This window comes from Streptomyces caeni (genome assembly GCF_042678285.1).
GTDB classification, from domain to species: Bacteria; Actinomycetota; Actinomycetes; order Streptomycetales; family Streptomycetaceae; genus Streptomyces; species Streptomyces caeni.
Genome location: NZ_JBHUDX010000053.1, coordinates 190,625 through 217,417, shown reverse-complemented (window position 1 = coordinate 217,417; position 26,793 = coordinate 190,625). Strand labels below are relative to the sequence as shown.

21 protein-coding genes and 2 pseudogenes are annotated in these 26,793 nt (G+C 71.0%); 4 read left to right on the top strand and 19 right to left on the bottom strand.

All coding sequences use genetic code 11. The features are described from left to right. Window positions 1-218 precede the first annotated feature (218 nt). The 10 genes from ACFSL4_RS20395 to ACFSL4_RS20350 form a co-directional block, all read right to left on the bottom strand. Entirely contained in the window at window positions 219-1,862 is a 1,644-nt protein-coding gene (locus tag ACFSL4_RS20395; protein WP_381084663.1) for an amino acid adenylation domain-containing protein, read from the bottom strand. A 14-nt stretch (window positions 1,863-1,876) separates the two neighbouring features. Beyond that, complete coding sequence (locus ACFSL4_RS20390; protein ID WP_381084660.1) at window positions 1,877-3,457, bottom strand: aminotransferase class I/II-fold pyridoxal phosphate-dependent enzyme; 1,581 nt, start codon at window positions 3,455-3,457, stop codon at window positions 1,877-1,879. Then, entirely contained in the window at window positions 3,454-3,717 is a 264-nt protein-coding gene (locus ACFSL4_RS20385; RefSeq protein ID WP_381084658.1) for an acyl carrier protein, read from the bottom strand. The genes ACFSL4_RS20390 and ACFSL4_RS20385 overlap by 4 nt, the downstream gene beginning before the upstream one ends. A gap of 422 nt (window positions 3,718-4,139) precedes the next feature. After that, window positions 4,140-5,375 carry a beta-ketoacyl-[acyl-carrier-protein] synthase family protein gene (locus ACFSL4_RS20380; RefSeq protein WP_381084655.1) on the bottom strand — a complete coding sequence of 412 codons (1,236 nt, stop codon included), beginning with the start codon at window positions 5,373-5,375 and terminating at the stop codon, window positions 4,140-4,142. Then, window positions 5,375-5,611, bottom strand: a complete 237-nt coding sequence (locus ACFSL4_RS20375) for an acyl carrier protein (RefSeq protein ID WP_381084652.1) — start codon at window positions 5,609-5,611, stop codon at window positions 5,375-5,377. Before ACFSL4_RS20375 ends, ACFSL4_RS20380 begins: the two co-directional genes overlap by 1 nt. A 166-nt stretch (window positions 5,612-5,777) precedes the next feature. Further along, window positions 5,778-6,806, bottom strand: a complete 1,029-nt coding sequence (locus tag ACFSL4_RS20370) for a beta-ketoacyl-ACP synthase III (RefSeq protein ID WP_381084756.1) — start codon at window positions 6,804-6,806, stop codon at window positions 5,778-5,780. A 226-nt stretch (window positions 6,807-7,032) separates the two neighbouring features. After that, window positions 7,033-7,503 carry a type II toxin-antitoxin system RatA family toxin gene (locus tag ACFSL4_RS20365; protein WP_381084649.1) on the bottom strand — a complete coding sequence of 157 codons (471 nt, stop codon included), beginning with the start codon at window positions 7,501-7,503 and terminating at the stop codon, window positions 7,033-7,035. Then, a complete protein-coding gene (locus ACFSL4_RS20360) occupies window positions 7,496-8,800 on the bottom strand; it encodes an aspartate aminotransferase family protein (protein ID WP_381084646.1) in 1,305 nt (434 codons plus the stop codon). The genes ACFSL4_RS20365 and ACFSL4_RS20360 overlap by 8 nt, the downstream gene beginning before the upstream one ends. Before the next feature lie 37 nt (window positions 8,801-8,837). Continuing rightward, a complete protein-coding gene (locus tag ACFSL4_RS20355; RefSeq protein ID WP_381084643.1) occupies window positions 8,838-10,430 on the bottom strand; it encodes an aldehyde dehydrogenase family protein in 1,593 nt (530 codons plus the stop codon). Between the two features lie 1,050 nt (window positions 10,431-11,480). Next, on the bottom strand, window positions 11,481-12,245 hold the full coding sequence (locus ACFSL4_RS20350; protein WP_381084641.1) for an AfsR/SARP family transcriptional regulator: 765 nt from the start codon (window positions 12,243-12,245) through the stop codon (window positions 11,481-11,483). 493 nt (window positions 12,246-12,738) lie between these two features. Between ACFSL4_RS20350 and ACFSL4_RS20345 the strand changes: the two genes are divergently transcribed. Then, entirely contained in the window at window positions 12,739-13,368 is a 630-nt protein-coding gene (locus ACFSL4_RS20345) for a response regulator transcription factor (RefSeq protein WP_381084639.1), read from the top strand. Between the two features lie 35 nt (window positions 13,369-13,403). Here the strand turns inward: ACFSL4_RS20345 and ACFSL4_RS20340 are convergent, their stop codons facing one another. The 6 genes and pseudogenes from ACFSL4_RS20340 to ACFSL4_RS20315 all read right to left on the bottom strand — a co-directional run bounded on the left by ACFSL4_RS20340 (window position 13,404) and on the right by ACFSL4_RS20315 (window position 21,398). Beyond that, window positions 13,404-13,718 (bottom strand): RedY protein, encoded by a 315-nt coding sequence (locus ACFSL4_RS20340; RefSeq protein WP_381084636.1) that lies wholly within the window; start codon window positions 13,716-13,718, stop codon window positions 13,404-13,406. A gap of 17 nt (window positions 13,719-13,735) precedes the next feature. Then, a complete protein-coding gene (gene redW / locus ACFSL4_RS20335) occupies window positions 13,736-14,899 on the bottom strand; it encodes an L-prolyl-[peptidyl-carrier protein] dehydrogenase (protein WP_381084633.1) in 1,164 nt (387 codons plus the stop codon). Then, window positions 14,896-17,916: a beta-ketoacyl [acyl carrier protein] synthase domain-containing protein gene (locus tag ACFSL4_RS20330; protein ID WP_381084631.1), complete on the bottom strand. Its 3,021-nt coding sequence runs from the start codon at window positions 17,914-17,916 to the stop codon at window positions 14,896-14,898. Before ACFSL4_RS20330 ends, redW begins: the two co-directional genes overlap by 4 nt. 249 nt (window positions 17,917-18,165) lie before the next feature. After that, window positions 18,166-18,975, bottom strand: a complete 810-nt coding sequence (locus tag ACFSL4_RS20325; RefSeq protein ID WP_381084628.1) for an AfsR/SARP family transcriptional regulator — start codon at window positions 18,973-18,975, stop codon at window positions 18,166-18,168. Between the two features lie 565 nt (window positions 18,976-19,540). Then, window positions 19,541-20,176: pseudogene (locus tag ACFSL4_RS20320) on the bottom strand (integrase core domain-containing protein); the annotation flags it as partial. Between the two features lie 235 nt (window positions 20,177-20,411). Further along, window positions 20,412-21,398 (bottom strand): WD40 repeat domain-containing protein, encoded by a 987-nt coding sequence (locus ACFSL4_RS20315; protein ID WP_381084625.1) that lies wholly within the window; start codon window positions 21,396-21,398, stop codon window positions 20,412-20,414. 139 nt (window positions 21,399-21,537) lie between these two features. Here ACFSL4_RS20315 and ACFSL4_RS20310 point away from each other — a divergent pair, with 139 nt between their 5' ends. From ACFSL4_RS20310 to ACFSL4_RS20300, 3 genes and pseudogenes are all read left to right on the top strand, one after another. Beyond that, window positions 21,538-22,221 (top strand): SGNH/GDSL hydrolase family protein, encoded by a 684-nt coding sequence (locus ACFSL4_RS20310; protein ID WP_381084622.1) that lies wholly within the window; start codon window positions 21,538-21,540, stop codon window positions 22,219-22,221. 114 nt (window positions 22,222-22,335) lie between these two features. Beyond that, a pseudogene (locus tag ACFSL4_RS20305) lies at window positions 22,336-22,784 on the top strand (Uma2 family endonuclease). A gap of 60 nt (window positions 22,785-22,844) precedes the next feature. Further along, window positions 22,845-23,834, top strand: a complete 990-nt coding sequence (locus ACFSL4_RS20300; RefSeq protein ID WP_381084619.1) for an aldo/keto reductase — start codon at window positions 22,845-22,847, stop codon at window positions 23,832-23,834. Window positions 23,835-23,969: 135 nt separating this feature from the next. Here the strand turns inward: ACFSL4_RS20300 and thpR are convergent, their stop codons facing one another. The 3 genes from thpR to ACFSL4_RS20285 all read right to left on the bottom strand — a co-directional run bounded on the left by thpR (window position 23,970) and on the right by ACFSL4_RS20285 (window position 26,591). Beyond that, window positions 23,970-24,542 carry an RNA 2',3'-cyclic phosphodiesterase gene (thpR, locus tag ACFSL4_RS20295; RefSeq protein WP_381084617.1) on the bottom strand — a complete coding sequence of 191 codons (573 nt, stop codon included), beginning with the start codon at window positions 24,540-24,542 and terminating at the stop codon, window positions 23,970-23,972. An 86-nt stretch (window positions 24,543-24,628) separates the two neighbouring features. Then, window positions 24,629-26,080: an MFS transporter gene (locus ACFSL4_RS20290; protein WP_381084614.1), complete on the bottom strand. Its 1,452-nt coding sequence runs from the start codon at window positions 26,078-26,080 to the stop codon at window positions 24,629-24,631. A 73-nt stretch (window positions 26,081-26,153) separates the two neighbouring features. After that, entirely contained in the window at window positions 26,154-26,591 is a 438-nt protein-coding gene (locus ACFSL4_RS20285; protein WP_381084611.1) for a MarR family winged helix-turn-helix transcriptional regulator, read from the bottom strand. Window positions 26,592-26,793 lie beyond the last annotated feature (202 nt).

Genomic DNA, 26,793 nt, shown 5'->3' with positions numbered 1-26,793 from the left:
TGCCCGGTCACCGCGCCAGGGCCTGTCTGGAGTTGTGATCTGGATGAGGGAGCGGGGCGTGGTGCGTGCGATCGCAAGGCGCCGGAACGTCCTCGACGGGGTCCCCCCCCCGCTCGAGCGAAGTCGAGAGTGGGGGGAGGAGCTGCCAGGGCATTCCGGCAACGCGGCGAACGTGCGTGCCACGCCTCGCGAGCCCGGATCACCACTCCAGACAGGCCCTAGGCGCGGTCCTCCCGTTCGGCCAGCCGCCGGTAGTCGGTCTTACCGTTGGCGTTGCGCGGCAGCTCCGGCACGCAGGTCATCGTCTGCGGGACCATGTAGTGCGGTACGTGGCCCGCGCAGTGCCGTTTGAGGGCCACCGTGTTCGGCCGCTTTGCCCCGGGTCGCAGCGTGTAGAAGAGCACCAGGCGGGCCTTGGAGCCCTCCCCGGCCACCAGCGCCGCCGTGTCGGCCAGGTCGGGGTGGCGCAGGGCGGCTGCCTCGACCTCGCCGAGTTCGACCCGGTAGCCGTTGATCTTCACCATCCGGTCCTTGCGTCCGCGGTAGACCAGGCCGGCCTCCTCGACGGCGACCAGGTCCCCGGTCGGGTGACGGCCCGCGCGGTGTTGTTCGGCCATCGGCTCAAACTCCCGCCGCCAGTACCCGGGCGTCACGCAGTCGCCCTCGACGACCAGTTCGCCGCGGGCGCCCGGGCCGGTGAGCTCCGTCCCGTCCTCGTCGACCACCTTCAGCCGGGCGCCGGTGATCGGGCCGCCTATCGGGAGGGGCCCGTCGTCGGCCAGGTCCTGCGGGCGCACCCGGTGATAGGTGCAGACGTTGGTCTCGGTCGGACCGTAGAGGTTGTACAGCGTCGTCTGCTCGGGCAGCCGCTCCGTGAGCAGGCGCAGGTGCGGTACAGGGAACGGCTCCCCGGCGAACAGCACATAGCGCAGCGACCGGCACACCTCGTCGGTCAGCACCCCGGCGCGTGTCAGCAGGGTCAGGATCGACGGCACCGAGTACCAGACGGTGACGCCGTGCTCGTGGATCCCTTCGGCCAGGGCTGTCACGTCCCGCGCCTGCGCATCCTCCACGATCCACACCGCGGCGCCCACCGAGAACGCGGTGAACAGGTCGAAGGTGCTCAGGTCGAAGTTGAACGACGCATGGTTGGCGAACACGTCGTCCGGGCCGACGTCGAGTTCGCCGCGGACCCAGCCGATGAAGTTGGCCAGGTTGCGGTGCGAGATCTTCACGCCCTTCGGCACGCCTGTGGAGCCGGAGGTGTAGAGGATCGCCGCGAGGGCGCCGTCGTCGGCGCCCTCGTCGACGCCGTCACCTGCGGTGCCGGATGCGGCGGACGGAGCGCCGGAAGCGGTGAATTCGGCGAGGGTGCGGACCGGTGTTCCCGCTGGGCGGCGGGCGTCGGCCGGGACTTCCCCGACCACCACCACGCCCTTCAGGGAAGCCGGCAGGGCGGTCCCGGCGAGCGCGGGCAGGTGCCGGACGTCGGTGAACAGCACCAGTGGCTCGGCATCCCCGACGATGGTAGCGACCCGGCCGACGGGCTGGCCGCCGTCGAGCGGCACATAGGCGCAGCGGGCCCGCAGAGCACCCAGCACGGCCTCGACGTAGTGGTGCTGCTTGTCCATCCAGACCGCAACGCGGTCGCCCGGCCGGGCGCCGAGGGCGGCCAGGCCGGCTGCAATCGCGTCGGCCCGGTCCGACAGTTCGCCATAGGTCATCGGGACGGAACCGACCAGTGCCAGGCGGCTGGCCTGCGCGGCCGATGGCCTCGGCAGTCCGATCAACGGGCCGGGCCCGTCCTCCCGGGGCACGGGTGGCGCCGGCGCGGTGCCGACTGCGTGCACGGACGTCGCCATCGCTGGGCCTCCCGTCATGCCGGCACCGCTGCGTCCGGCGCCGGGATGACGCCGGTCTCGCGGCCCGCCTCGATGAAGATCCCCGCGGCCTCCTGGAGGTCCTCGGGGGTGTGCTCGCTGGTGACGCTGACGCGCAGCCGGGCGTCGCCGAGCGAAACCCCGGGGAAGACCACGGTCTGGCAGAAGAGTCCCCGGCGGCGCACCGCACGGCCCATCTCCATGGCCTTGCGGTCGTCGCCGACCACGATGGGCAGGATGGCGCTCTCGGTGTGCTCCAGATCGAACCCGGCGCCGGTCAGCAGGTCGCGCAGAGTGCGGATGTTCTCCCACAGGCGGGTGAGCCGCTCCGGCTCGCTCTCCATCACTTCCAGGGAGGCGATGAGGCCGGCGGCGACACCGGGCGGGATGTTGGCGGCGAAGACGTAGGAGTTGGCGTAGAAGCGGAGGTACTCGATGACCTCCTCGTCCCCGACCACGAACCCGCCCATGCCGGCCAGCGTCTTGCTCATGGTGCCCAGTTCGAGGTCGACCTGGCCCTTGAGCCCGAAGTGCTCGGCGGTGCCGGTACCGGTCGCGCCCAGGACACCGGTGGCGTGCGCGTCGTCCACCAGCACGCGCGCACCGTAGGTCCTGGCGAGCGCGACGATGTCCGGCAGGTTGCAGATGTCGCCGTGCATGCTGAACACGCCGTCGACGACGATGAGTTTGCCGAGGGTCCGGCCCTCACAGTGCTTGAGCACCCGTTCCAGGTCGGCCATGTCGTTGTGCTGGAAGATCTTCCGTACGCCGCCGGACAGCTTGCAGCCGTCCACGATGCTCATGTGGTTGAGCTTGTCGATGATCAGGGCGTCGTCGGCACGAACCAGGCCGGAGATCACGCCCAGGTTGGCGGAGTAGCCGCCGGGGAAGACCGCGCACGCGGGGCGCTTCTTGAACGCGGCGAGCCGGCGCTCCAGTTCCTTGTGCAGTTCGTTGGTGCCGCCGATGATCCGCGAACCGGTGTGGGTGGCGCCGTACGTGCGGGTGGCGTCGCAGATCGCGTCGACGACCTTCGGATGGCCCGCGAGGCCGAGGTAGTTGTTCGAGGCGAACATCAGGAAGTCGCGCTCGCGGCCCTCCGCCTCGTCGTAGATCCGCATGCGGTTGGCGGAGCGCGACCGCATCGGCATCCCGTACCAGTAGAGCCGGTCCTGCTCGCGGCGGCGCCGGTAGGCGCCGAACGCGCGGGCCTTGGCGAACAGGTCCGAGTCGCGGATCTCCAGGAAGTCCTTCATCGAGCGGCTGTCCCACTCGTCGTCGGCGGCCTGCGCCTGCGCCTCCGGCGGTTCGGGCCGCTCGCCCACGGCCGCCTCGACCGCGGCCACCAGCTCCCGGATGGTCGTCATGCCCATCGGCAGCAGGTCGTCCAGGGCGAAGTACTCGCCGAGCATGCCCAGGATCGACTCCAGGATGATGGAGTCGATGCCCAACTCCCCTTCCAGGTCGCTGTCGAGGCTGAGCTGAGCGGGGTCGTAGAGGGTACGGGCCGCGACGATGCGCAGCACCTCGTCCTGCACGGTCGCGCCGGCGCTCCGGGCTGCGGCGTCCGCGGTCATCGGACACCGCCTTCCGATGCGCGCAGGCGCTCGACGAGGGCCGCGATCGAGTTCACCGTGGCAAAGTTCTCCGGCGAGACCTCGGGCAGCGGAACGGCGATACGGAATTCGCTCTGCAGGAAGTGCACCAGGTCGAAAATTCCTGCAGAGTCGACAATGTTGAGCTCCATGAGCGGTGTTCTGCTGTCGAGGCCCTCAGCGTCGCCGTCCAGCATGATGTCGACGATATGTTGGGTGATCGATTTCTCTATGGTGGTCATGCCCCTCCTTGACTCGGAATTCCTAGGAATTGCGGCACGGCGGGCGATAAGCGGGAAAGGGCGCGAGGGCGTTTCCCGGCCGTTTTTCCGGGACGTTGCTGGCGTCGCGGATTCGTCCCGGGGGATATCTCGGTCTTCCGAGTGGCTGTCCGTCGTGCTCTAGGGGGTGTTTCGAAAGTCCTGTGCGGTGCCCGCGGTGTCCGGTGCGTGCTCTCGGCGTGCCGGACGAAAGCCCTCGTACTGGACGTACTTCGGGTTTCGGCCGGTGCGGCGAGAGTGCGTGCCGGGCGCCGTGGGTGCTGTGCGGGACTTTCGAAACACCCCCTAGCAGTCACCCTCGCAGCCGCTCCTGACAGACCGCTGAGACGGGGCTGTCAGGGCACTGGTCTCCACCCGGGGACGCCGCGCGGGCGGGTGCGGCGTCACGCGCGGGTGAGGAGCAGGACCGCGTTGTGCCCGCCGAAACCGAACGAGGTACTCACGGCGGCCTCGATCTCGGTCTCGCGCGCGGCCTTGGCCACCACGTCGAGGTCGATCTCCGGGTCCTGCGCCTCCAGGTTGGCGGTCGGGGGCACCACCGCGTACTGCAGTGCCAGCGCGGTGACCGCTGCCTCGACGGCACCGGCCGCGCCGATGGTGTGGCCCAGCGCACCCTTGACAGACGTCACGCACGGGCGGTCGCCGAGGACGCGCCGGATCAGCCGCGCCTCCATGGCGTCGTTCAGCGCGGTGGAGGTGCCGTGCGCGTTGACGTGGTCGACGTCCTCCGGGGCCAGACCGGCGTCCGCGAGCGCCTCACGCAGGGCGAGTTCCGCGCCGGCGCCGTTCGGCTCGGGCGCCGTGGCGTGGTGAGCGTCGGCGGACGCCCCGTAGCCGCTGACGTGTGCGTGGACGAAGGCGCCGCGGCGGCGCGCCCGCGCGGCGCTCTCCAGCACCAGGACGGTCGCGCCCTCGCCGAGGACGAAACCGTCCCGGTCCGCGTCGAAGGGGCGGGAGGATGCCTCGATCTCGTCGGAACGGCCGGACAGCGCACCCATCTGGTTGAACCCGGCGCTGATCAGGGGGGTGAGAGGGGCCTCGGTGCCGCCGGTGAGCACCACGTCGCAGCGGCCGGACCGCAGCAGTTCCCGTGCGGTGCCGATCGCGGTGGTGCCGGACGCGCAGGCAGTGGCGGTGACGAGGTTGGGGCCACGGGCGCCGTACTCCATCGCCACGTAGCCGGCGGCCATGTTGAGCACGTGCATCGGGACGAGCATCGGGGAGACCTTCTCGGGCCCGCGGTCGCGCAGCACATTGTGCTGCCGCTCCAGGGTCGCCGCGCCGCCGAAGCCGCACCCCAGCACGACGCCCACCCTGGTGCCGTCCCACGCGGCGGGGTCCAGACCGCTATCGGCGACCGCCTCCGCCGCCGCGACCAGGGCGAGCTGGCTGGCCCGGTCGAGCCGCCACGCCTTGCGCCGGCCCAGCAGCGCACCGGCGTCGAAGGCCGGCACCGCACAGCCGAAGTCGACTGGCAGCCCCTTGAGTTCCGGCAACCGCCGCGCCGCGGTGGCCTCGCCCTGCCGGACGAGGTCCCAGGTGGGCTGCGTGCCGACGCCTCCGGCGGTCACCATGCCGATGCCCGTGATCGCGGCTTGGAAACGGTGCGTGAAGGGCATCAGGCCGCCACCAGTTTGGTCTCGATCACCTTGGCCACCTGCGCAATGGTGTCCTCGGGGTTGACCTCGTCGTCGCCGATCTGCACACCGAACTCGTCCTGGGCGGCGAGGGTGAGCTCGACCAGTGCCAGCGAGTCGAACTCCAGTTGGCTGAAGGTGTGGTCGGGCTCCACTTCGCTGTCCTGGATGCCGAAGCCGCTCAGCAGGCTGGTGAAACGCTCGTACACGTCGCTCATTGATTCGCTCCTCGTGAGTCGTCCGGGTGGGCGGCAGCCGCCGTACGGGGCGGCGCGGCTGCGGGTCGTGCGGTGCGGGCGGGGCCTGGCGGGCCGGGTCGCACCGGAGTGCGGCAGAGAGGGCGTCTGGTGCCGGGGGCACCTGCGGGGACGCGGCGCTGAACCATCATGCGGGGCTCACGTCCGGCCAGGTCAGAGCGATCGCGCCCCAGGTGAGGCCGCCGCCGAAAGCGGTGAGCACCACGCGGTGGCCGGGGCGCAGCACCTCGCCGGCGGCGTCGGCGAGAGCCAGCGGGATGGAGGCGGCCGCCGTGTTGCCGACCCGGTCCAGGTGCACGTGGCAGCGTTCCCGGGGCATACCGATCCGGTCGGCGACGGCCTGCAGGATCCGCAGGTTGGCCTGGTGGGCGACGAGCACGTCCACCTCCTCGACCGGCCAGCCCGAGCGTTCGGCGACCTGCCGAGAACACTCCGACATGCGCTCCACCGCCTGCCGGAAGACCTGCTTGCCCTGCATGCGGAAGTACGGGTCGGCGCGGTCCCCCGTCGCGGCCCGGAACGGGTCACGGGACCCGCCGGACGGGACGCTGATCAGGTCACTGCCGCTGCCGTCGCTGGCCAGTACGGCGGGCCCGATCGCACCGGGCTCGTCCGGAGTTCCGGCGCGCACCACCACGGCGCCCGCACCGTCGCCGAAGATGGCCAAGGTCGAGCGGTCACCCGGGTCGAGAATGGCCGAGTAGGTCTCGGCGCCGATCACCAGAACGCTCCGGGCCGCCCCCGACGCCAGCAAGCTGCGGGCGGTGACCAGCGCATACAGGAAGCCGCTGCACACCGCCCCGACGTCGAAGGCCGGGACCGTACCGAGTCCCAGCCGCCAGGCGACCGCGGGGGCGGTGGCCGGGCAGATCCGGTCGGGGGTCGTCGTCGCCACGATGACCGCGTCCACCGCGTCCTCGCCGTCCCTGCCCGCGGACTTCAGCGCCCGCCGCCCGGCCTCGACCGCCAGGTCGGAGGTCGCGGTGCCCGGTTCGGCGCGGTGCCGCCGCAGGATGCCGGTGCGGCTGCGGATCCACGTGTCCGAGGTGTCCAGTACGCGGCCGAGGTCGTCATTGGTGATCACCTGCGGGGGCAGGAATCCGCCGAGTCCGCACACCACAGCCGCCGGTGTCCGGTGTCGCTGGTCCGGCGCCATCTCCCACTTCCCTTCTCCTGGGGACACGGGCGGGCGCTCCCGCCCGCGGTCCGTGCCGCCGGCGACTTTGGTGACGTCGACGACTCTGTTGCCCAATTCCGGGATTTCTCCGCCGCGCGGATCACGACCTGCGGCGATGCGGCGGTTGGTTGCGGCCTTCCCGGCCGGTCTCTGTCGCTGAGCCGCATTGAGCGGCAGAGTCGCCGCCCCGGTCCCTGGCCTGCCGTCAGCCCGCCAGGGCTGCGAGGGCGAGGGTGAGTCTGTCGTCGCCGACGACCGCCGCGCCCGGGAACAGACCCAGGACGACCAGGGCGATGGCCTCCTTGATGACGCGTTCGGCGACCGGATCGAGGATGCCGACCAGGCTGGGGATGCCGAAGTCGAACGTGGCGTCGAAGTCCACGCGGCTTCCGCCCCCATCGCCGGGGGTGATGCGCCAGGCGCCGTGGAAGTCGTCGAAGTCGCCGTCGTCCTGCACGAAGGTGATGGTCAGCGCCTCGCGGTCGAAGGTATCGTCCTCGGTCCAGCGCAGGATCCCGTTGCGGAAGTACACCTCCCAGTCACTGGAGTCCTCCCGGGCGGTGACCGCCCGCACGTCGGGGGCGAGCGACGGGTAGTCGGCGAACCGGCGCACCGCGTCGAACACCGCATCGGGCGCCGCGTCGGGCAGGTCCAGCGTCACGTGCACGTTACGCATGGGCGGTACCACCTCCGCACATCGGGATGTACTGTGCCGCCTGCAGACGGCAGGCGCGGTCGAAGCGCTCGCACAGGTACTCCACATCCGTCGGCGTGAGCACGGCCGGCGGGGTGAAGCGCAGCACCATGTGCGAGTTGAGGGCGTGGTTGGCGATGACGCCCTGCTCGATGAGTTCCACCAGCAGTTCGCCGGCCAGGCCTGGCTCGGTGAACTCGATGCCGATCAGCAGGCCGCGTCCGCGCACCTCGCGGACCAGCGGCCCCAGGTGCTCGCGGGCGATCCGGCCGACCTCGGTGAGGATCGTCTCGCCCAGCGCCTCCGCCCGGGTCACCAGGTTGTCCTCCTCCAGCGCGGCCAGCGCGCCGCGCACCGCGGCCATCGCCAGCGGCGAGCCGGAGAACGTCGAGGTGTGCAGGTAGGGGTCCTTGTCGAAGACGGAGAACACCGAGCGCTTGGCGATCACCGCCGACACGGGCAGCACGCCACCGCCCAGGCCCTTGCCCGACAGCAGGATGTCGGGGACCACGCCTGCCTGGTCGGCGCCCCACCAGCTGCCCAGCCGGCCGAGACCGGTCTGGATCTCGTCCAGCACGAACAGCGCGTCGTAGGTGTCGCACAGCCGGCGGACGTCGCGCAGGTAGCCGTCGGGCGGGACGACCACGCCCGCTTCGCCCTGTACGGGCTCCAGGATCACGCAGCCCCGCCCCGGCATGGTACGCAGGAGATCCTCCAGCGCACCGGCGTCGCCGTACGGGACGTGGTCGACGCCGGGCAGCAGCGGCCGGAAAGGGTCCTGGAAGACGTCCTTGCCGGTGAGGCTGAGGGCTCCCATGGTCTTGCCGTGGTAGCCGTTCGTGGCCGCCACCAGGCGGTCCTTGCCCTGGGTCCGGGCGAGTTTGATGGCCGCCTCGACCACCTCGGCACCGCCGTTGGCCCAGTGCACGCGGTCCAGTCCGGCCGGGACCCGGGCGATCAGCTCATCGGCGGCCAGCGCGGCCTGCGGCTCCAGGAACAGGCGGATGGCGACGGGATGCCGGCCGAGTTGCTCGGTGACGTGCCGCACCACGGTGGGATGCCGGGCTCCCATCAGGAACACCCCGTAGCCACCGCAGTTGAGGAAGGTCTTGCCGTCCGCGCCGGTGAGCCAGGCTCCTTCGGACGCGACCTCGACGTGGCGGCCGAACAGCTCGCCGAGGGTCGCCCGCCCTTTGTTCATGCGGGTCCGGTAGAGCCTGATCAGCTCGTCCGGGTCGTGCGCCCGGGCGTCCTCCGCCCGGATCGTGGTGGATGTCATGGTGTCCTCCCCGTCGGCCGCGGCCGGCAGTAGGCGGTCAGCGACCGCGGGTGTCGAGGGCCTTCCAGGCGCCGAAGACGGCGTCGCGGGGCCGGGAGCCGGTACTCACGCTCACTCCCTGGATGTGCGAGGTGCGCAGCATGAAGTAGTTGGCCTCGCCGAACACGCCACCGGTCAGGCCGGTGCCGCCGTGGGTGGGCAGGCAGGCGAGGAAGCCGATGTGCGAGTCGTTGACCTTCAGCAGGCCGCCGCCGCGGATGCGGGCGGTGAAACGCCGGACGACCGCCGGGTCCTCGGCCCACAGGGAGTTGCGCAGGCCGTACTCGTTGGACTCCACGAAGGCGATGAACTGCTCCAGCAGGTCGTCGTCGGACGCGGGCTCCGCCACGATGACCGGCAGCAGCGGGAAGAAGGTCTCGTGGGCGACGGCGTCGATCTCGCGGGCGCCGGCGAGGCCTTCGACGAGCAGCACGGTCGGTTCCAGGAAGATCCCGTGCGGGTGCCGGGTGCCGTCCATCTGCATCGCGTGGCCGCCGTGCAGGAGGCGGGCGCCCTTGGCGAGGGCGTCGTCGAGGCAGGTGAAGAACTTCTCGTTGCGCAGGACAGGGGTCAGCAGCACCCCCGGGTCGCTGGGCCGACCCGGCCGTACGGTGGCGATCTCGCGGGCCAGGTGCTCCAGCAGACCGGGCGCCGCCTCGGGGTGGACCAGCACCTGGTTCGGGACCATACACAGCTGGCCCGAGCCGTAGAAGCCCTCGATCAACGCCTCGGCGGCCAGCTCGGTGTCGGCGTCCTTCCACACGGTGACGACGTCGTTGCCGGCCAGTTCGAGGATCGGCTTCTTGCCGGCCCCGACGCAGCGCTGTTCGAACGCGACACCGTTCTCGCTGCTGCCGAAGTAGACGATGTCGTCGACGAGCGGGTTGTCCAGCCAGGCGTTGAGCATCGGGGCCGGGTCGCCGCAGACGGCGCCCAGCACCCCGGGCGGCGCGCCGAGTTCGTCGAGCACCGGGGCCACGATGTCCTGCAGGACATACATCACGCCCAGCGGGCCGCTGCGCGGCGCCCGCACGACCAGCGCGTTGCCGGCCATGATCGCCGCCACCCCCATGAACGCGCTGGCCAACGGGGCGTTCTGCGGGGGGTTGAGGCAGACCACGCCATCGGCCTGGCGGCGCACCTGCAGGCGTCGCTCACGGCGTTCGAACTCCCGCAGCATCTGGGTGCGGTAGAAGGCGACGGACTCCGGATCGAAGACTTCCAGCATTCCGGAGACCTGCCACTGCGCGAGCGGCAGCGGGTTGCCTTCGGCGACCAGGATGTCGACCACGTCCTGGGCATGGTCGGCGAGGCGGGCGTGCAGCCGCTCGGCGAACGTGTCGAGGCGGACGTGCAGGGGGACGGCGCTCCATGCGGGCACAGCCTCGGCGGCGACCTTGACGGCGAGTTCCACGGTCTCGGGATCGGCCTTGGCGACCCTGCCGATCACGACACCCGCGACATCGTCGGGTGACACCTTTCCGCGTTCCAGATTGCGTTTCAGGCGCAGGCTGGCGAAGACGTCGTCGAGCAGTGCGTCGGCGCTCAGTGAATAAACCCACTCCCCGCTTTCCAGCAGCTTCCCGCCCACGTAGGAACGGTACGTGAGCAGGTCTCCGGTTCCGGCGCCGCCATGGGGACCGTGCGGTACTTGCACAAGAGAGGACTGCTTCCCGCCCACGTTTCGCTCCCACCTTTTCGCATTTCAGGTTTCATGGGCCAATTTCCTTCCCCCGATGTTCCCAAGCGCCCCTGAAAGCGCGCTGAAATCCCAATGACGATGCCATGCCGCTGCGTGCCGACGCAGGCGCGCAACGTCGCTCGGCCAGGGCCCTGTCTGGAGTGCGGCACCAAAGCGTTGATCGGCGCGGTCTCCGGCTCCTTCGCGGTGGGCGAGCGGGCCCTGGCCTGGCGCCTGCCGGTGCACCTGCACACCGGGATGCGGCCGATGGCCGACCGGGGCTTCCCCTCCTTCGGCCCCTGGCGGGCCGCTGCGGACACCGGTACCCAACTCCTGTGGCGGGCCTCGGACTCCTTCGCCCTGCCGGTGGACCGGGTACTGCGGGACGGCACCTACCCCCACCTCAACGGTGCGCGCGGGAAACGGACCACGGGTGCGGGTCGTCGAGTACACGGTGGTGACCGCGACCCCGGATGCCGACGGCGTCAGCAAGGAGACATCCGATCCGCTCCGTCTGGATCACCGTGCTGCCCGGCCCGGGCTCGGTACCCGTGCGGGAGCCGGTGGAACTGCATACGGCGCGCTGGACCAGCGAAACGATCTTCAAGCACAACGATCCTGCAGATCAACACATCTGCCCGAACCTCTCCACGGCATCGGCAGATGGCACCAGCCGCCCAGTCAAGCAACGTTGACGCATGTGTGGGGCATGACAAGAACGGGATCGGGGCATGAGCAGGGCACCCCACCGGGCGCCGCAGTCGCCGGGACGCAACACCCGGGCCGGCGCGACGGCAGGTGACAACACGGCGGATCGGCGCTACGTTAAGCCGCGTGAGTGAATTAGTCGATCGACTAATACGAGCCTGCGGTGCGGGCCGGGAATGCTCGACGTCGGCTCCGCCGTCGCAGACGGCCGAGCCGACGTCATGGGGTGCCGCACGCGGCGTCAGGGGCGAGTCAGCCGAGCAGGCTCGGCTCCTGCCGCAGGATCTCGGCGAGCCGGGCACGCATCCCGGGCCCTGGCTCCAGGCCGAGGTCGTCGTCCAGCCGGCGGCGCACCTGGTGGTAGACACCGATCGCGTCGGCCTGCCTGCCGGAGCGGTAGAGCGCCAGCATCAGCTGCTCGCCGAACCGCTCGCGCAGCGGGTACTGCGTGAGCAGCTGTTCCAGCTCCGGCACGACGTGCTGGTGCAGGCCCAGTTCGAGCTTGGCCTCGACGAGCAACTCACGGGCGACGGCCTTCATCGCCTCCAGGCGCACCGCGGCCGTGCTGCACGTCACGCCGGACCCGACATCCGACAATGCCATGCCGTGCCACATGCGCAGCGCCGACTCCAGCAGGGCGATGCCTCCCCGCGGGTCGTCGTGGACCGTGGCCCCCACGCACTCCACAAGGCGCGTGAAGCGGATCGAGTCCACGTTCTCGGGGTCGATCTCCAGCCGGTATCCGGCACTCGATGTCTGGACGAGTTCCTGGGCGGACGGATCCCCGGTCTGCTGCACCAGCGTGCGGCGCAGCCGGGCGATGTGCCCATGCAGCGTGTTCGCCGCGGTGCGCGGTGGGGTTTCCCCCCATAGTTCGTCGAACAGAGTGGCGCCCGACACCACTTCTCCGGCGCTGAGGGCCAGCGTCGCGATGAGGGCTCTGAGTTTCTCTCCGGGAATGTTGACGCGCTGCTGGCCGTAACGAATGCGCAGCGGGCCCAGCACTTCAATGAACATACGCCCTCGCAGCTCGAACGCTCGTTGCGTTGCCTGTCCGGTCAGATGACGGGTCCGCGCCGCTCCCCGCACGTGCCGTGGGTGTTCAGCGGTCCGCCCACAGCAGGGCCAGTCTCCCCGGACGGGCTGACCGATCGCTGACAAGTGACTGACCACCGTCACGACGGCCGGTACTACGACCGTCGAGAAAGCGAACAGCCGATCAACGAAAGCGAATAAAGGGCAAGACGCAGCAATAATCCCTGATTATATGACGGACTTGCCGTCAAGGGATTCGATTCGACGTCAAGCAGAAAAGTGAACGGGGGAGCTGTACGCCATCAGGTGCTACGGCGACGAGGAGGACGCGATGCCGCACGGATCATCGAGTGTTGTATGCAGGAGCCTGACCGGGCCCGCCGAAACAAGCGGTACGACCAGTTCCAGCGCAGGCGCCGGCAGGGGCGATCGCAGCCACGGCAAAGGTGTACTCGTCTGCTGCAAGAACTCCATCATGTCGATGGGGGTACAGGCTTTGCTGGAACGCCAGGAAGGCATCCGCGTACGTGTGGAGTCCTCCACCGCCCAGGCGCTGTCCCTGGCGCGGCGCGAGCCCCAGGCAGCCGTGATCGTCATATCCCCGACCCTGACCGTCGACAACAAGGAGGAACTCGCCCAATTCGCGGCCGTGTCGAAGGTGGTGTTCCTGGCCAAGGGGGAGAACACCCATCGCTCCCTGGAGGCCCTCGCCCTGGGCGTGCGCGCCGTACTCTCAGTGGAGAGCTCCGCGGAGCACCTGCTACAGGTCCTGCAGACGGTGATTGCGATGGACGCCATCATCATGCCGTTCGCGGCCCGCGACGGCCTGGACCAGATCGCCGCCGCCCGCGGATCGTCCGCCCTGGCAGTGCGAACCTCCGAGACCCTGACCCTCCGGGAGAAGGAGGTCACCCTCTTGCTTACCCAAGGATACACCAACACCGAGATAGCCAGGAAGCTGTCGATCACGCCGACGACCGTCCGGTCTCACGTCCACCATCTGCTGAAGAAGCTCGGTGCGGCCAGCCGGGCCCAGGCCATCGCGCTCGCCTACGAGACCGGCCTGATCGGCACCATCGAGAGGCAACTCGTGCGCACCCAATAACCGGCCCCACCGCCCGGCGGCCCACCGAGCTCCCGTCAGGCCCGGTAACCGTCCCCCACACGCTCTCCGGCGAGCGTGTCCAGGACCGCCGCCATCTGTTCGAAGGCCGCGACCAGTCGGGCGAACGCCGGGGTCTCCATGTCCCTGGCGAACGCCTTATGGTCGGTGACTTCGATGATCTCAGCGTAGTGCGCCGGCTCATCGTCCCGGGTGCTGATCCGGAACACGTGGAAGCCCCGCACGCTGGGCAGTTCGGGGCAGGTGGCGTAGTCGACCTCGCGGACCCAGCGTTCGAAGTCCTCCGGGTCGGTCCCCGGGTGCAGTCGGATGGTGTGAACGATGGTCTCCATGCTTCCGCGTCCTCCCGTCAGGCGCGCCGGACCGGGCGGCGGCGCGCCCCCAGGCCGAGCGCGCGGGCGATGTTGTTGCGCTGGATCTCGTTGGTGCCGGAGAAGATGCGCGACGGCAGCGCGTCCCGCAGCAACGTCTCCGCCGGGCCGTCCACGACACCCAGGCCGCCGTGCAACTGCACCGCGTCCAGGCCCGTCTGCACCGCGGCCTCGCTCACCGCGAGCTTGGCCAGCGCGGGGGCCACCTCGTCGCGGTCACCGCGGTCCAGCCCCCAGGCGGCCCTGAATAGCATCAGGCGCGCCGACTCCAGCCGCAGCGTCATGTCGACGATTCGGTGGGACACCGCCTGGAACGACCCGACGGCCGCACCGAACTGCTCGCGCTCGTTGACGTACGCCACCGTTCCGTCGATCACCCGCCGCATCGCCCCCAGGTAGACGGCGAACAGGCAGGTCCGCTCCCAGGCCATCGACGACGAGAACACCGAGGCGCCGGCCCCCGGCCGCCCGAGCACCTGCTCCTCGGTGACCACGCACCCGTCGAAGTGCACGTCGGCGGTGGGCGAGCCGCGCAGCCCCACCTTCGGGTACGGCGGGCCGACGCTCAGCCCGGCGGTCCCGGCCTCCACCACGAACGTGGTCAGTCCGAAGTAACCGGCGTCGGGGTCGGTGCACGCCTGCACCACGAAGATGTCCGCCGCGGGAGCGTTGGTGACAAAGCACTTCTCACCGTCGAGGACGTACCCGTTGCCGTGCCGCACCGCCCGGGTCTGCAGGCTCAACGCGTCCGATCCTGCCTCGGGTTCGGTGATGGCGTGCGCCGCGACCAGGTCGCCGGAGCACAGGCCCGGCAGCCAGCGGTGACGCTGCTCCTCGGTGCCGAAGTCGGCGATCGGCATGACAGCCGCGAAAAGGTGCGCCGCGAGCGAGAAGGCGAACCCGGTGTCGGCGCAGCCCTCGCCGAGCGCCTCCATCATGGCGGCCGCCGCCACGGCTCCCAGGCCGCTTCCGCCGTACTCGCCGGGGATGGTGGCGCCGGCCAGGCCCTGCTTGCCGGCCAGCTGCCAGCGTCGGCGGAAGTCCGCAGCATCCCACTCGCACGGCCCCGACAGGTCGCGGCGGGCAAAGTTCACGACCATGTCCCGCATCTGCGCGGTGTCGGTGTCGTATTCGAAGTTCATCGCGCTTCCTTCGCTTCCAGGGATACGTCCGCCGCCCGGGCCCCTTCCCGGTGTTCCTCGAGCAGCAGGTGGTAGTTGATGCCGCCGGTGCCGAAGGAGCTGACTCCGGCACGGCGAGGCCGACCCGCCTCCTCCGGCCACGGCGCAGCCTCGGTGGCCACGTGTGCCGGCACAGCGGCCAGGTCCAGCGCGGGGTTCGGGTCGCGCAGGTTGGCGTTGGGCGGGATGGTCCCGGTGCGCAGCGCGTAGAGCGCGCGCAGCAGCCCCGCCGCACCCGCAGCCGCGAATGTGTGCCCGAAGAACGACTTCGCGGAGCCGATCTCCAGCGGGCGTTGCCGTCCCGAGCCGGAGTACGTGCGGGCCGCCGCGGCGATCTCCACGCGATCCCCGACCCGCGTACCGGTGCCGTGGGCCTCCAGGTAGCCGACCTCGGCCGGGCCGAAGTCCACCTGGCCGAAGGCCTGGCGGATCGCTCGTGCCTGGCCCTCGGTGTCCGGCGCGATCAGCGACTTGGCGTCGTTGGATGCGCCCACGCCCCGCAGCACGCAGGCGATCCGATCCCCGTCGCGCAGCGCGTCGTCGTACCGCTTGAGGAGGAACAGCGCGCAGCCGTCGCCCGCGGTGAAGCCGTCGGCGGCCGCGTCGAACGGGGTGATCCGGTTGCGCGACAGCAGGCCGAGTGCGGAGCACAGCACCATGTCCCGTTCCGTACAAGGGAGTTCAACCCCACCGGCGATGGCATAGCCGACCGTGCCGGACCGCAGCTGTTGCACGGCCAGATCGATCGCCGCGAGCGACGACGCGCACGCCGCCTCGACCGCGACCGGAACCGCGTCCAGACCGAACTCGTCCGCGATGACCGCCGCCGTGCCGCTGGCCAGGGAGCCGTCGAAGAACCCGGGCGCCAGCACATCCTCCGGGTCCCGGTAGGTCCGCCGCAGGCAGGCCAGCAGCTCGCGCAGTTCCTCGGCCGGCAGCCCGGACAGCGCTTCCAGACCCGCCGCGTCCGCCTCGATCGCGTCGAGGCTGAGCAGGGCCGCCGCCTCGCGCTCCCGGGTCAGGCCCAGGTTGCTGCCGATCGCCACCAGCCCCGGTCCGGTGAGCGCGGCCCGCACGCCGGACCTGGTCAGCGTCTCCGCGGCCACCGCCAGGCCGACCCGCTGCGCGGCGTCCATCTGCGCGAACCGCTCCGGCATCACGCGGGTGCCCGGCGGCGGTGCCGACGGCACGCGCACCGGCGCCCCCACCTCGGTGTAGCTGTGCATCACGCTCAACTCGCCCGGGCAGTAGTACGCCTCGCGGTCGAACAGCGCCGCGGGGAGCGGCGCTATGCGGTCATGGCCGGAGAGCATCGTCCGCCAGAAAGCGTCCGCCCCCGGGGAATCGGCGAACATCCCGCCGTAGCCGATGACCGCGATCGGTTCGGCAGGGCCGACCCGCGGCGCCCGTCGCGGCGCCTGCGGCCGAGACCCGGCGGCGGGCTCCCCTGGCGGTTCCCGGCGCACCGGAACGCCGCCGGCCGGCCCGGGGTACTCCTCGACGACCACGTGGCCGAGCACCCCGGTCACCGACGAGCCGAGGACCGCCGCGCGCCGCGGCGCACCGTCCGGTGCGGCCGGCCACGGCTGTGCGGTCCGCAGGATCCGGAACGGCGTCCCTGTCAGGTCCAGGGCCCGCGCCTTCTCCCGTGACCACTGCGGGGGCAGTGTCCGGTGATGGAGCGCGAGCGCGACTTTGGAGACGGCCGCCAGGCCGGAGTTGGCGAATGTGTGACCCAGGCGGTCCTTGACGCTGCCGATCGCCAGCGGCCCGCGCACGCCGTCGCACACCCCGGCCAGCGCCTCGATCTCGGCCTCCGTCTCACGCGCGATCCCCGACCCCGCGCACTCCACGTACTGCACGGCCCCAGCGGGTACGGACGCCGAGCGGTACGAGCGTGCCGCCAGGTCGCGACGCCCCTCCGCGTCGAACGGGTAGCGCAGGGCGCCCCCCGCCGCGCTGTGGGCCAGCGAGCAGTCGCGGATCACGGCGTAGATCCGGTCGCCGTCGGCCTCGGCCTCGGGCAGCGTCTTCAGCAGCAGCGCGCCGACTCCCGCGGCGAGCGTGAACCCGTCCCCGTCCGCCTCGAAGGGATGCGTGCCCGCGGCGATCAGGCCCTTCGCGGCCAGCGCCCGGGTCAGCAGGTCGCCCTCGGGCCGCTGCCCGGTGACGACGAGCGCACTGCGCGATTCGCCCGACCGCAGGCAGGCGAGTGCGTGGGCCAGTGCCGTGAACGACGTCGCGTCCGCCGACTCGACCGCCAGCGTCCGCCCGCGAAGCTTGAACGCGGACGCGATGCGCGCCGGGATGGTGCTCGCCATCTCCCCGACGCGGTCGTGCGCCGACGCGCCGAACCGCTCGCGGACGCGGCCGCGCAGCTCCCTCGCGGCGAGGTCCGCCGGGCCGCTGCCGCCGTGCGAAACCGACACCGCGCGCTGGAGGCGGTGCGCATAGCGGCCACCCTCCACCCGGGCCGCGTTGGCGTGCTGACGGTCGAGGCCGTAGCAGGTACCGACCACGACGTCGGCGTGCTCACCGGGCAGCGGCCGGTCCGCGTAGCCGGCGTCGGCCAGGCACTGCCCGGCCGCCTCCAGCATCAGGACCTGCATGCGCGCCAGCGAGGCCGCCTGGGCCGGCGGTATGCCGAAGCGGGCGACGTCGACCCGCACGTCGTCGAGCACGGCCGACGATCCGGCCGAGCCGGGCACCGGCACCGGTTGCCCGCAGCGGTTGCCCGCAGCGGCGGCGGGCGGCGCGGTGGTGTCGGGACCAGCCGGGGGGCACGCGCACGACAGCTCGGTCTGCGTCAGCAGGCGCCACAGGGCCTCAGGGCCGGATATGCCGGGATAGAGGGCGCCGATCCCCACGATGGCGATCGGATCCGCGGGCGGCCGCGGTCCGCCCGGCGGACCGGACGGGGGCTCTTCCCCGGGCTCCGGCGCTGGGTTGCTCGGCCCGGTTCGGGACGCAGCGTGCATGGTGTGACGCTCCAGTCTGTCGTGTGCCGGTGGGTGCGGATGTGCGGGGTGCGGAAGCGCGGTCGGGTGTCCTCGCCCGCTTGGTGACACCAGCGCCTGGGCAGGGGCGTTCAGGAAACCGTGCCGCGCAGCCCGCCGAGCGGCGACGGACACGCCCGGCACGGGCCGCTGCCGAGGTCGGGCCGGGGTGTCGCGGGCGGCTGTCACCGATGGCGACGCGAGGGGTCCGGGGCGGGTGCGCCCACGTGGTCAGTACCGGGTCCCCGCGGGCTCCCCGGGTCCGGGCCGCACCGCGCTGGACAAGGTGAGCGCCGGGTCGTGGCTGAGGATCTCGGCGTGGCGCCGCTGCAACGACAGCCCGGGCTGGACTCCGAGTTCCTCCACCAGGTGGCGACGGGTGACGCGGAACAGCTCCAGCGCGTCGCCCTGCCGTCCCGAGCGGTAGAGGGCGAGCATCAGCAGGTCGCAGAAGGTCTCCCGCAGCGGATGCTGGGCGACCAGTTGCTGAAGCTCGGCGATGGCGTGCGATTCGTCGCCCAGCAGCATGCGGGCCCGCACCAGGCCCTCCCACACCGTCAGGCGGCGCTCCTCCAACAGGGCCGCGGCTCCGCGGCAGCGGAATCCGTCACGGGCGTTGAGCAGAGCAGGGCCACGCCACAGGGCCAGGCTCTCCTGGAAGAGGGTGAGCGCGCGCTCCGGGTCCCGCGACAACGCCTCAGAACCCTGAGTGGCCAGTTCGAGGAACCGGTTGCTGTCCACCGAGGACGGCTGCACGTCCAGGACGTAGCCGCCCCACACCGCGCGCACCAGAGATGCCGGGCCTGACTGCCCGACAGCGGTGTCCAGGACCTTGCGCAGCCGCGTGGCGTGGGCCTGCAGCGCGTTGCGGGTATTGCCGAGCGATTGCTCCGACCACAGTTCGTCGGCCAGCTCCTCATAGGAGACAGCACGCCCGGCCTCCAGGGCGAGCGCTGCCAGCATGTTGCGGACCTTGTTCGCCATGCCATAGCGTCGCCCGTCGGCGTTCACCGTGACCGGTCCGAGTAGAGCGATGAACACGAACTTCCTCCGTTGCAGGCAGCCCTCACCGGTGAATCACTGTGCGAAAGCTGATGACCATATTCCGCGCGCCGAACTTTCCGGATCCCCAGGATGCAGATCCGTCCCGCGTGATGGGACGTGATTCGCAGGCGTCGGCCCGGCTGCGTGAAATCCTGATGACCGAAGGCAACGACCCGACGACCCGCCTGGTCCAGGAGTCGCGGTGGATACCTATGCTGCTGTTCCCCCGTCAACCATCATCGTCGGCATATGTTGAACGTCTCAACTCCTTCCCCGGGCCATAGCTTCGCACGGGTAATGCCCCCCGACCATCCGCCAACGTATGCATTCCATCCTCAACGAAACACGCCGGAGAACGTCATTTCGGCTCAGCGGTCCGTCAACACCGCTCAACGCGCGTCAACACCACTGTCCTCGGGCCTTCGACCTTGGTGGGGGTGCGGCGGTGACGGGCGGGCCTGCCGGTCACGCTGTGTGCGGAAGTCGGGGTGCGGGTGGGCCTGACGCCGGTAGCCCGCAGGCCTTCGTGATCATGGTTGTTGTCCAGGAACGTGTCTCCTGGTCAAGACTCGTATTGCCCCGAGAGGTCAGGAACGCGGCTGGCGGGTGGTTGGCCCTTCAGCGCGGTGTGTCCGCGGTGGTGATTGCAGGTGTGCAGCCATTGCGGGAACGCATCGCGCCGTTCCTGTTCAAAGCGGTAGGGGCGGGCATAGGCCCATTCGTCGAGCAGGGTGCGGTTGAAGCGTTCGACCTTGCCGTTGGTCTGGGGCCGGTAGGGGCGGGTTCGCTTGTGGGCGATCTTGGCCGCTGCCGGCAGGTCTCGCCGGTCGCGGGAGCGGTAGCAGGAGCCGTTGTCGGTCAGTAGCCGCTCGACGGTGATCCCGGCCTGGGCGAAGAACGCCTGGGCCCGGGTCCAGAAGCCGGTAGCGGTCTCCTTCTTCTCGTCCGTGTGGATCTCGTTGCAGGCGAGGCGGGAGTGGTCGTCGACGGCGGTGTGCGGGTAGCTGTAGCCGGCGTTCGAGCGGGTCTTGCGGCCGGCTTGGCGGCCGGCTTGGCGGCCGAGGACCTTGTGGCCGCCGCCGTCGGGGATGTTGCCGAGCTTCTCGATGCCCGCATGCACCAGCTCGCCCGGCCGGTCGCGTTCGTAGCGGCGTATGGCCCGGCCGGTGGCCCGGTCCAGGTGCGTGAGCCGGGCCAGGCCGGTCCACCTCACCTGTCCACAACCTCCCGAGACAGAACGCCTAGGGGGTGTTTCGGAAGTCCTGTGCGGTGCCCGCGGTGTCCGGTGCGTGCTCTCGGCGTGCTGGACGAAAGCCCTCGTACTGGACGTACTCGGGGTTTCGGCCGGTGCGGCGAGTGGGGGTGCCCCCTGCTCGAAGAGCCTGGGGGAGCGTGCCGGGCGCCGTGGGTGCTGTGCGGGACTTTCGAACCCCCTAGCGCGGACCGCGGCGCAGCAGTCGCTTGACGCCGAGGACGAGGGCCAGGCCGACGGCGAGGGCCAGGCCGCCGACCTTGTAGTCGGCGTTCAGAGCGGTGCCGCCCCCGCCCCCGGTCCGCGTGCCCCCCTGTCCGGAAGGCGAGGCGGAACCGCCGCCTTCCGTGCGGCCGGGCACACTCCCGGACTGCACCGGGCTGTCCTTGCCCTCGCTGCCGTACATCAGCCTCGACCCGTCGGCGGTGTAGGTGACCGACTCGCCCTGGCCCTGCAGGGGCACGTCGAGCCGGGCCCGCCGCTTGATCCTCCCGCCGTTCCAGTCGTACGCGATGCCGCCGAAGTAGCCGCGTACGGCGAGTTGCCCGCCGTCGGGCGAGAAGGCGGCGTCGGTGGCCCACAGGTCGACGGCGGCGATGGGCCGGAAGACGTTCGTCCCGGTGGCCGACAGCTTCGCCGGGCCCTCGTACAGGTGCCCGCCGTCCTCCTTCTTGTCGATGATGTACACGCGCCCGGTGGTGGGATGCACCACGAGGGACTCGGCGTCCCGGGGGCCGTCGGAGTACTTGACGACGTACTGGGTGGCCCGGACCGTCCGGCTCTTGAGCACCTTCGGCTCGGGCAGCTTGTAGATCCACACGTACGGCCAGCTGCCGCCGAGGTTGTCGCCGATGTCGCCCAGGTAGATCTGGTTCCCGGGGCCGATGGAGACGGCCTCGACGTCGCGGGGCCTGCCGATGCCGCTGAGGGTGAGGGTGGCGACGGTCTTGCCGGTGCGGCCGTCCACGGCGTACAGGTACGGGCCGTCGCCGCTGTCGTTGTGCGTCCAGTAGATGCCCGGGTGGAGGCGCGAGGCGGCGAGTCCGCTGGACTCGGTGATCCGCGGGTCCGTGATGGTGAAGCCGCCGTCGTCGGCGGACGCGGGCGCCGGCGTGGCCAGCGCACCGATGAGAAGGGCCCCGGAGAGGAACGCGAGCGATCGGCGCATGCCCCCAAGAGTGCCATCCGGCACGGCGGTTCACGGTGCCTGCCGCGCGTGCCGGGCCTCGGCCCGAGGCCGTGCGGGCGTGTCGATCCTCACACCGTCCCGCCCCATACGTCCCACGGTGATCGTCCATGATGAGCGGATGCTCAGGTTCATGCCCGTAGGCGACTCCATGACGATCGGAAGCGCGGGCGAACACACATGGCGCTACCGGCTGTGGCAACACCTCTGCACGACGTACGGGGGCCCGTTCCGGATCGTGGGCCCGCGCGAGACGCTGTACGACAAGGCGACGGACGAGCCGACGTCGTACGCGTACGCCGAGCCGGACTTCCCCCGCGCTCATCTGGCGGGATGGGGCGAGGGCTGGCTGCACATGGCGCCGCTGATCGCCGAGGCCGTACGGGAGTCGCGGGCGGACGTGCTGCTCGTGTCGCTGGGCCTGATCGACCTGGGCTTCTACACGAACGCCGAGCAGACGACGGAGAACGTGCGCGGCTTCGTGGCCCAGGCCCGGACCGCGAACCCGCGCGTCCGCATGGTCCTGCTCCCGGTGATCCCGAACGTCCGCGCGGAGGAGGACGCCTCGTTCGCCGCCCAGGTCACACACTTCAACGAACTCCTGGAGAAGACGGTGGCGGACCTCGACGAGGCCCGCTCCGCGCTCCTGCTCGCGTCGCCCCCGCCGGCGTACGACATCCACAGGGACACCTACGACGGCACGCACCCGAACGCGAGCGGGGAGCACAAGATCGCGGGGGCGTTCGCCGAGGCGATGCACCAGGGATGGGGACTCGGACAGCCGTACGCGGCCAGAACGGGCTGACCGGATTCGGGCGCGCCCAGGTCACTGTGCGTATCGTTGTACCGCGCGGCCGTACTCGTGCGGAGGGCGGCCGGGAGGAGCGCCACGACGACCGTCCTTGACGACAGGATCGCGATGGCCGAGAGCGACAACACGCGCCAACTCGACGAGATGTTCGAGCGGCTCGAGAAGATGCCCGTCCCCGAGGGATACACAGTCGAGATCGTCGAGGGGGCCGTCTGCATGTCGCCGCAGCGGGACACCCACTGGAAGGTCACCTTCAGCATCGTCGAGCAGTTGCGGACGACGTACCCCTGAAGCGCCTGAAGTCCGACGTGCGCATCGACTACCCGGGGCACCTCAACGGATTCGCAACCGCCGTGACGCTGATGGCCGAGGGCGCTGCCAAGACGGAGGACGGCCACTGGCCCCACGAGGACGTCGAGTTCGTCGCCGAGGTGATCTCCAAGAGCACCGCCGCCAACGACTGCGGCCCGAAGAAGACCGCCTTCGGAGAGGACCTGGACCTCACCGGCACCATGGTCGGCCTCACCCTCGCCACCGCCGGGTTCCCCCGCGGCTGAGCCGTCCTGCGTCCGAACTCCCTTGCCTAGAGGGCACTCCACACCGTTGGGTAGGCGGACATGAAGTACACGCAGCTCGGACGCACAGGACTCAAGGTCAGCCGGCTCGTCCTCGGCACGATGAACTTCGGACCGCAGACCGAGGAAGCCGACAGCCACGCGATCATGGACGCGGCCCTCGACGCGGGCATCAACTTCTTCGACACCGCCAACGTGTACGGCTGGGGCGAGAACAAGGGCCGCACCGAGAAGATCATCGGAAACTGGTTCGCCAAGGGCGGCGAGCGGCGCGACAAGGTCGTACTCGCCACCAAGGTGTACGGCAACATGGGCCCCGACGGCGACGCCTGGCCCAACCACGACAAGCTCTCCGCCCTCAACATCCGCCGTGCGGTCGACGCCAGCCTCAAGCGGCTGCAGACCGACCGCATCGACCTGTACCAGTTCCACCACATCGACCGGAGCACTCCGTTCGACGAGATCTGGCAGGCCATGGACGTACTGGTGCAGCAGGGGAAGATCCTCTACGCCGGCTCCAGCAACTTCCCGGGGTACAAAATCGCCCAGGCCAACGAGGCCGCCGCCCGGCGGGGCTCGTACGGGCTCGTCAGCGAGCAGTGCCTCTACAACCTCTTCGAGCGCCGTGCCGAGATGGAGGTCCTCCCGGCCGCGCAGGACTACGGCCTGGGTGTCATCCCGTGGTCGCCGCTGCACGGCGGCCTGCTGGGCGGTGTCATCAGGAAGCAGGCCGAGGGCGGGCGCCGGGCGGGCGGCCGGACCGCGGACGCGCTCACCAACCCCACCGTGCGCGGGCAGATCCAGGCGTACGAGGACCTGCTCGACAAGCACGGGCTCGAACCCGGCGAGGCCGCCCTCGCCTGGCTGCTGACCCGCCCCGGCGTCACCGGTCCCATCGTCGGCCCGCGCACGGCCGGCCAGCTCGACTCGGCACTGCGGGCCGTCGACCTGGAGCTCACGGAGGAGGTCCTCGCGCGCCTGGAGGAGATCTTCCCGGGCACCGGGCCCTCTCCCGAGGCGTTCGCCTGGTAGGACACCGTCCCCGTGCGGCGGCGGTCTACTTTCCGGCCGCCGCCGCCAGCGCCACCACCGCGAACATCAGCACAAGCACACCGGCCATGATCCGGTTACGGGTCTTCGGGTCCACGCATCGAGCGTAACCGGACCTCAGGGCGCCCCGGTGCCCAGCCCCCACCGCTCCACCGTCTCGTAGCGCGGCTGCTCGCCCGGTGTCCCCGACCGCGGCAGCAGGCTGCGGACGAGGGCGAGCTCGCCCACCGTCCACTCGTGCCCCGCGAACGCGTGCAGCGCCGTGACATACGGCCGCAGATCCGCGTGCCCCCGGCTGCGGGCCAGCGTCAGATGCGGACGGTAGCCGCGGTGCTCGCCCATCTCCACACCCGCCCGGCGCGCCGCGGATTCCGCGCGGTCCGCGAGCAGCCGCATCGTCCGCAGGTCCCCCGAGGCGCCCACCCATAGCGTCCGGCCCCCGAAGTGCCCGCCCCCGCCCAGGGACAGCGCGAACGGCGGGGTGCGCCGGACCACCCGCCCCAGCCGCTCCGACAGGTCCGGTACGACGTCCTCGGCCACCTCCCCGTAGAACGCGAGCGTGAAGTGCCAGGCCGGGCGCTCGGTCCAGCGCAGCCCCCGCGCCCCCGGCAGTCCCTCCAACCCTCGGACGACCGAGGTGAGTTCCCGGATCGCGTCCGGGGGCGGCAGCACCGCGGCGAACAGCCTCATGACCTCACCCTTCCAGGGAACGGATCACGCCGCACGGCGGCCGCGCCGCTGGGGGCACCGCGCCCCGGAGGCGCCCCCCTCGGCGGTCAGGCGGACGCCGTCTCCGCCCCCTCGCGGGGCACGAACCGCACCCGCGGATGCCCGTGGTGCCAGCCCACGGCCAGACGCAGCCCACCGGCCCGCGCGAGGACCAGGCCGACGGTCGCGGCCGCCGCGAGGGAGACCACACCGCCCACGACGAAGCCGGCCCGGGCACCGTACACGTCCGTGATCCAGCCGACGACGGGCGCCCCCAGCGGCGTACCGCCCATGAAGACCATCATGAACAGGGCCATGACGCGGCCGCGCATCGCCGGGTCCGTGCCCATCTGGACGGCCGTGTTCGCCGTGACGTTCACCGTCAGGCCGAAGATCCCAATCGGGACCATCAGCAGCGCGAACAGCCACAGTGAGGGCGCCCCGGCCGCCACCACCTCCAGCGTGCCGAACGCGGCCGCCGCCGCGATCAGCACGCGCAGCCGGGCGGTGCCGCGGCGGGCGGCGAGCAGCGCCCCGGTCAGCGAGCCGACCGCCATCAGCGTGTTGAAGAGGCTGTAGGCGCCGGCGCCCGCGTGGAAGACATGGTCCGCGTACGCCGACAGCCAGACCGGGAAGTTGAAGCCGAAGGTGCCGATGAACCCGACCAGCACGATCGGCCAGATCAGCTCCGGCTGCCCGGCGACATGGCGCAGTCCCTCGCGGAGCTGTCCCCTGCCGCGGGGGGCGCGTTCCACACTGTGCAGCTCGCGGGCGCGCATCAGCAGCAGGCCGGCGATGGGGGCGAGGAAGGACAGGCCGTTGAGCAGGAAGGCCCAGCCGGTGCCCACGCCGGTGATCAGGATGCCCGCCACGGCGGGCCCGATCAGGCGGGCGGACTGGAAGTTCGCCGAGTTCAGGCTGACCGCGTTCTGCAGCTGCCGGGGGCCGACCATCTCGGCGACGAAGGTCTGACGGGCCGGGTTGTCGACGACCGTGGCGAGTCCGACGGCGAAGGCCGCGAGGTAGACGTGCCAGACCTGGACGTGGCCGGAGAGGGTCAGGAAGGCGAGGACGAGGCCCGTCGCCCCCATCGCCGACTGCGTGACCAGCAGGGCCGGACGCTTGGGGAGGCGGTCCACGAGGACGCCCCCGTACAGGCCGAAGAGCAGCATCGGCAGGAACTGCAGCGCCGTGGTGACACCGACGGCCGTGGAGGAGCCGGTCAGGCTCAGCACCAGCCAGTCCTGCGCGATGCGCTGCATCCAGGTGCCGGTGTTGGAGACGACCTGGCCTATGAAGAAGAGCCGGTAGTTGCGGATGCGCAGGGAGGCGAACATCGAGGAGGTGCGGCGCCCGCCCCGTTCGACGGGTTCGACGGGTTCGGCGGGCTCCGGGCTCTCGGTGGCCGTGGCGGTGCGGGGGACCGCGGGGGTCCGGTCGGCCAGGGGGGTTTCGGCGGTGGACGGGGAGTCGTGGGTGGCTGGTGCGGGGGCGGAAGCTGCTCCGGTTCCCGTACTCAAAGGGGTTCGCCTCCTTGCGATGACGGCTTCGTACGCACGCGGGTGGGGCCGCGTCTGTCACGGTGCGCCCCGGTCACAGGTGCGCGAGTTTCTCCAGCACGGGGGCGGCGGCGCGCAGTGTCGCCCACTCGTCCTCGTCCAGGCCCTCGACGAGCCCGGCCAGCCATGCGTTCCGCTTGCGACGGCTCTCCTCGAGCATCGCCTCGGCCCGCTCGGTCTGGGTGACCACCTTCTGGCGCCGGTCCTCGGGGTGCGGTTCGAGGCTGACCAGGCCCTTGCTCTCCAGCAGCGCCACGATGCGGGTCATCGAGGGCGGCTGGACGTGCTCCTTGCGGGCGAGCTCCCCCGGTGTGGCGGAGCCACACCGGGCCAGGGTGCCGAGCACCGACATCTCGGTCGGGCTCAGCGACTCGTCGACCCGCTGGTGCTTGAGCCGGCGCGACAGGCGCATCACGGAAGAGCGGAGGGCGTTCACGGCGGCAGCGTCGTCGCCATGGTTCAGATCAGCCATGCTCTTTAGGATAACTCATTACTTTCTCTAAAGACCAACCGCCGGGCTCCCCCGCACGGCATACCGCACCCGTACGGGTGATCCGGTGGCGGAACGTGACGCACCGGCCGGCGGGGTCCCGCGACCCCCGTACGCACGGGGACCAGCGTGCCCGGCGTGCGGATGGACAGGGAAGCCGCCCGAACGGCTCCGGCGGCACGCC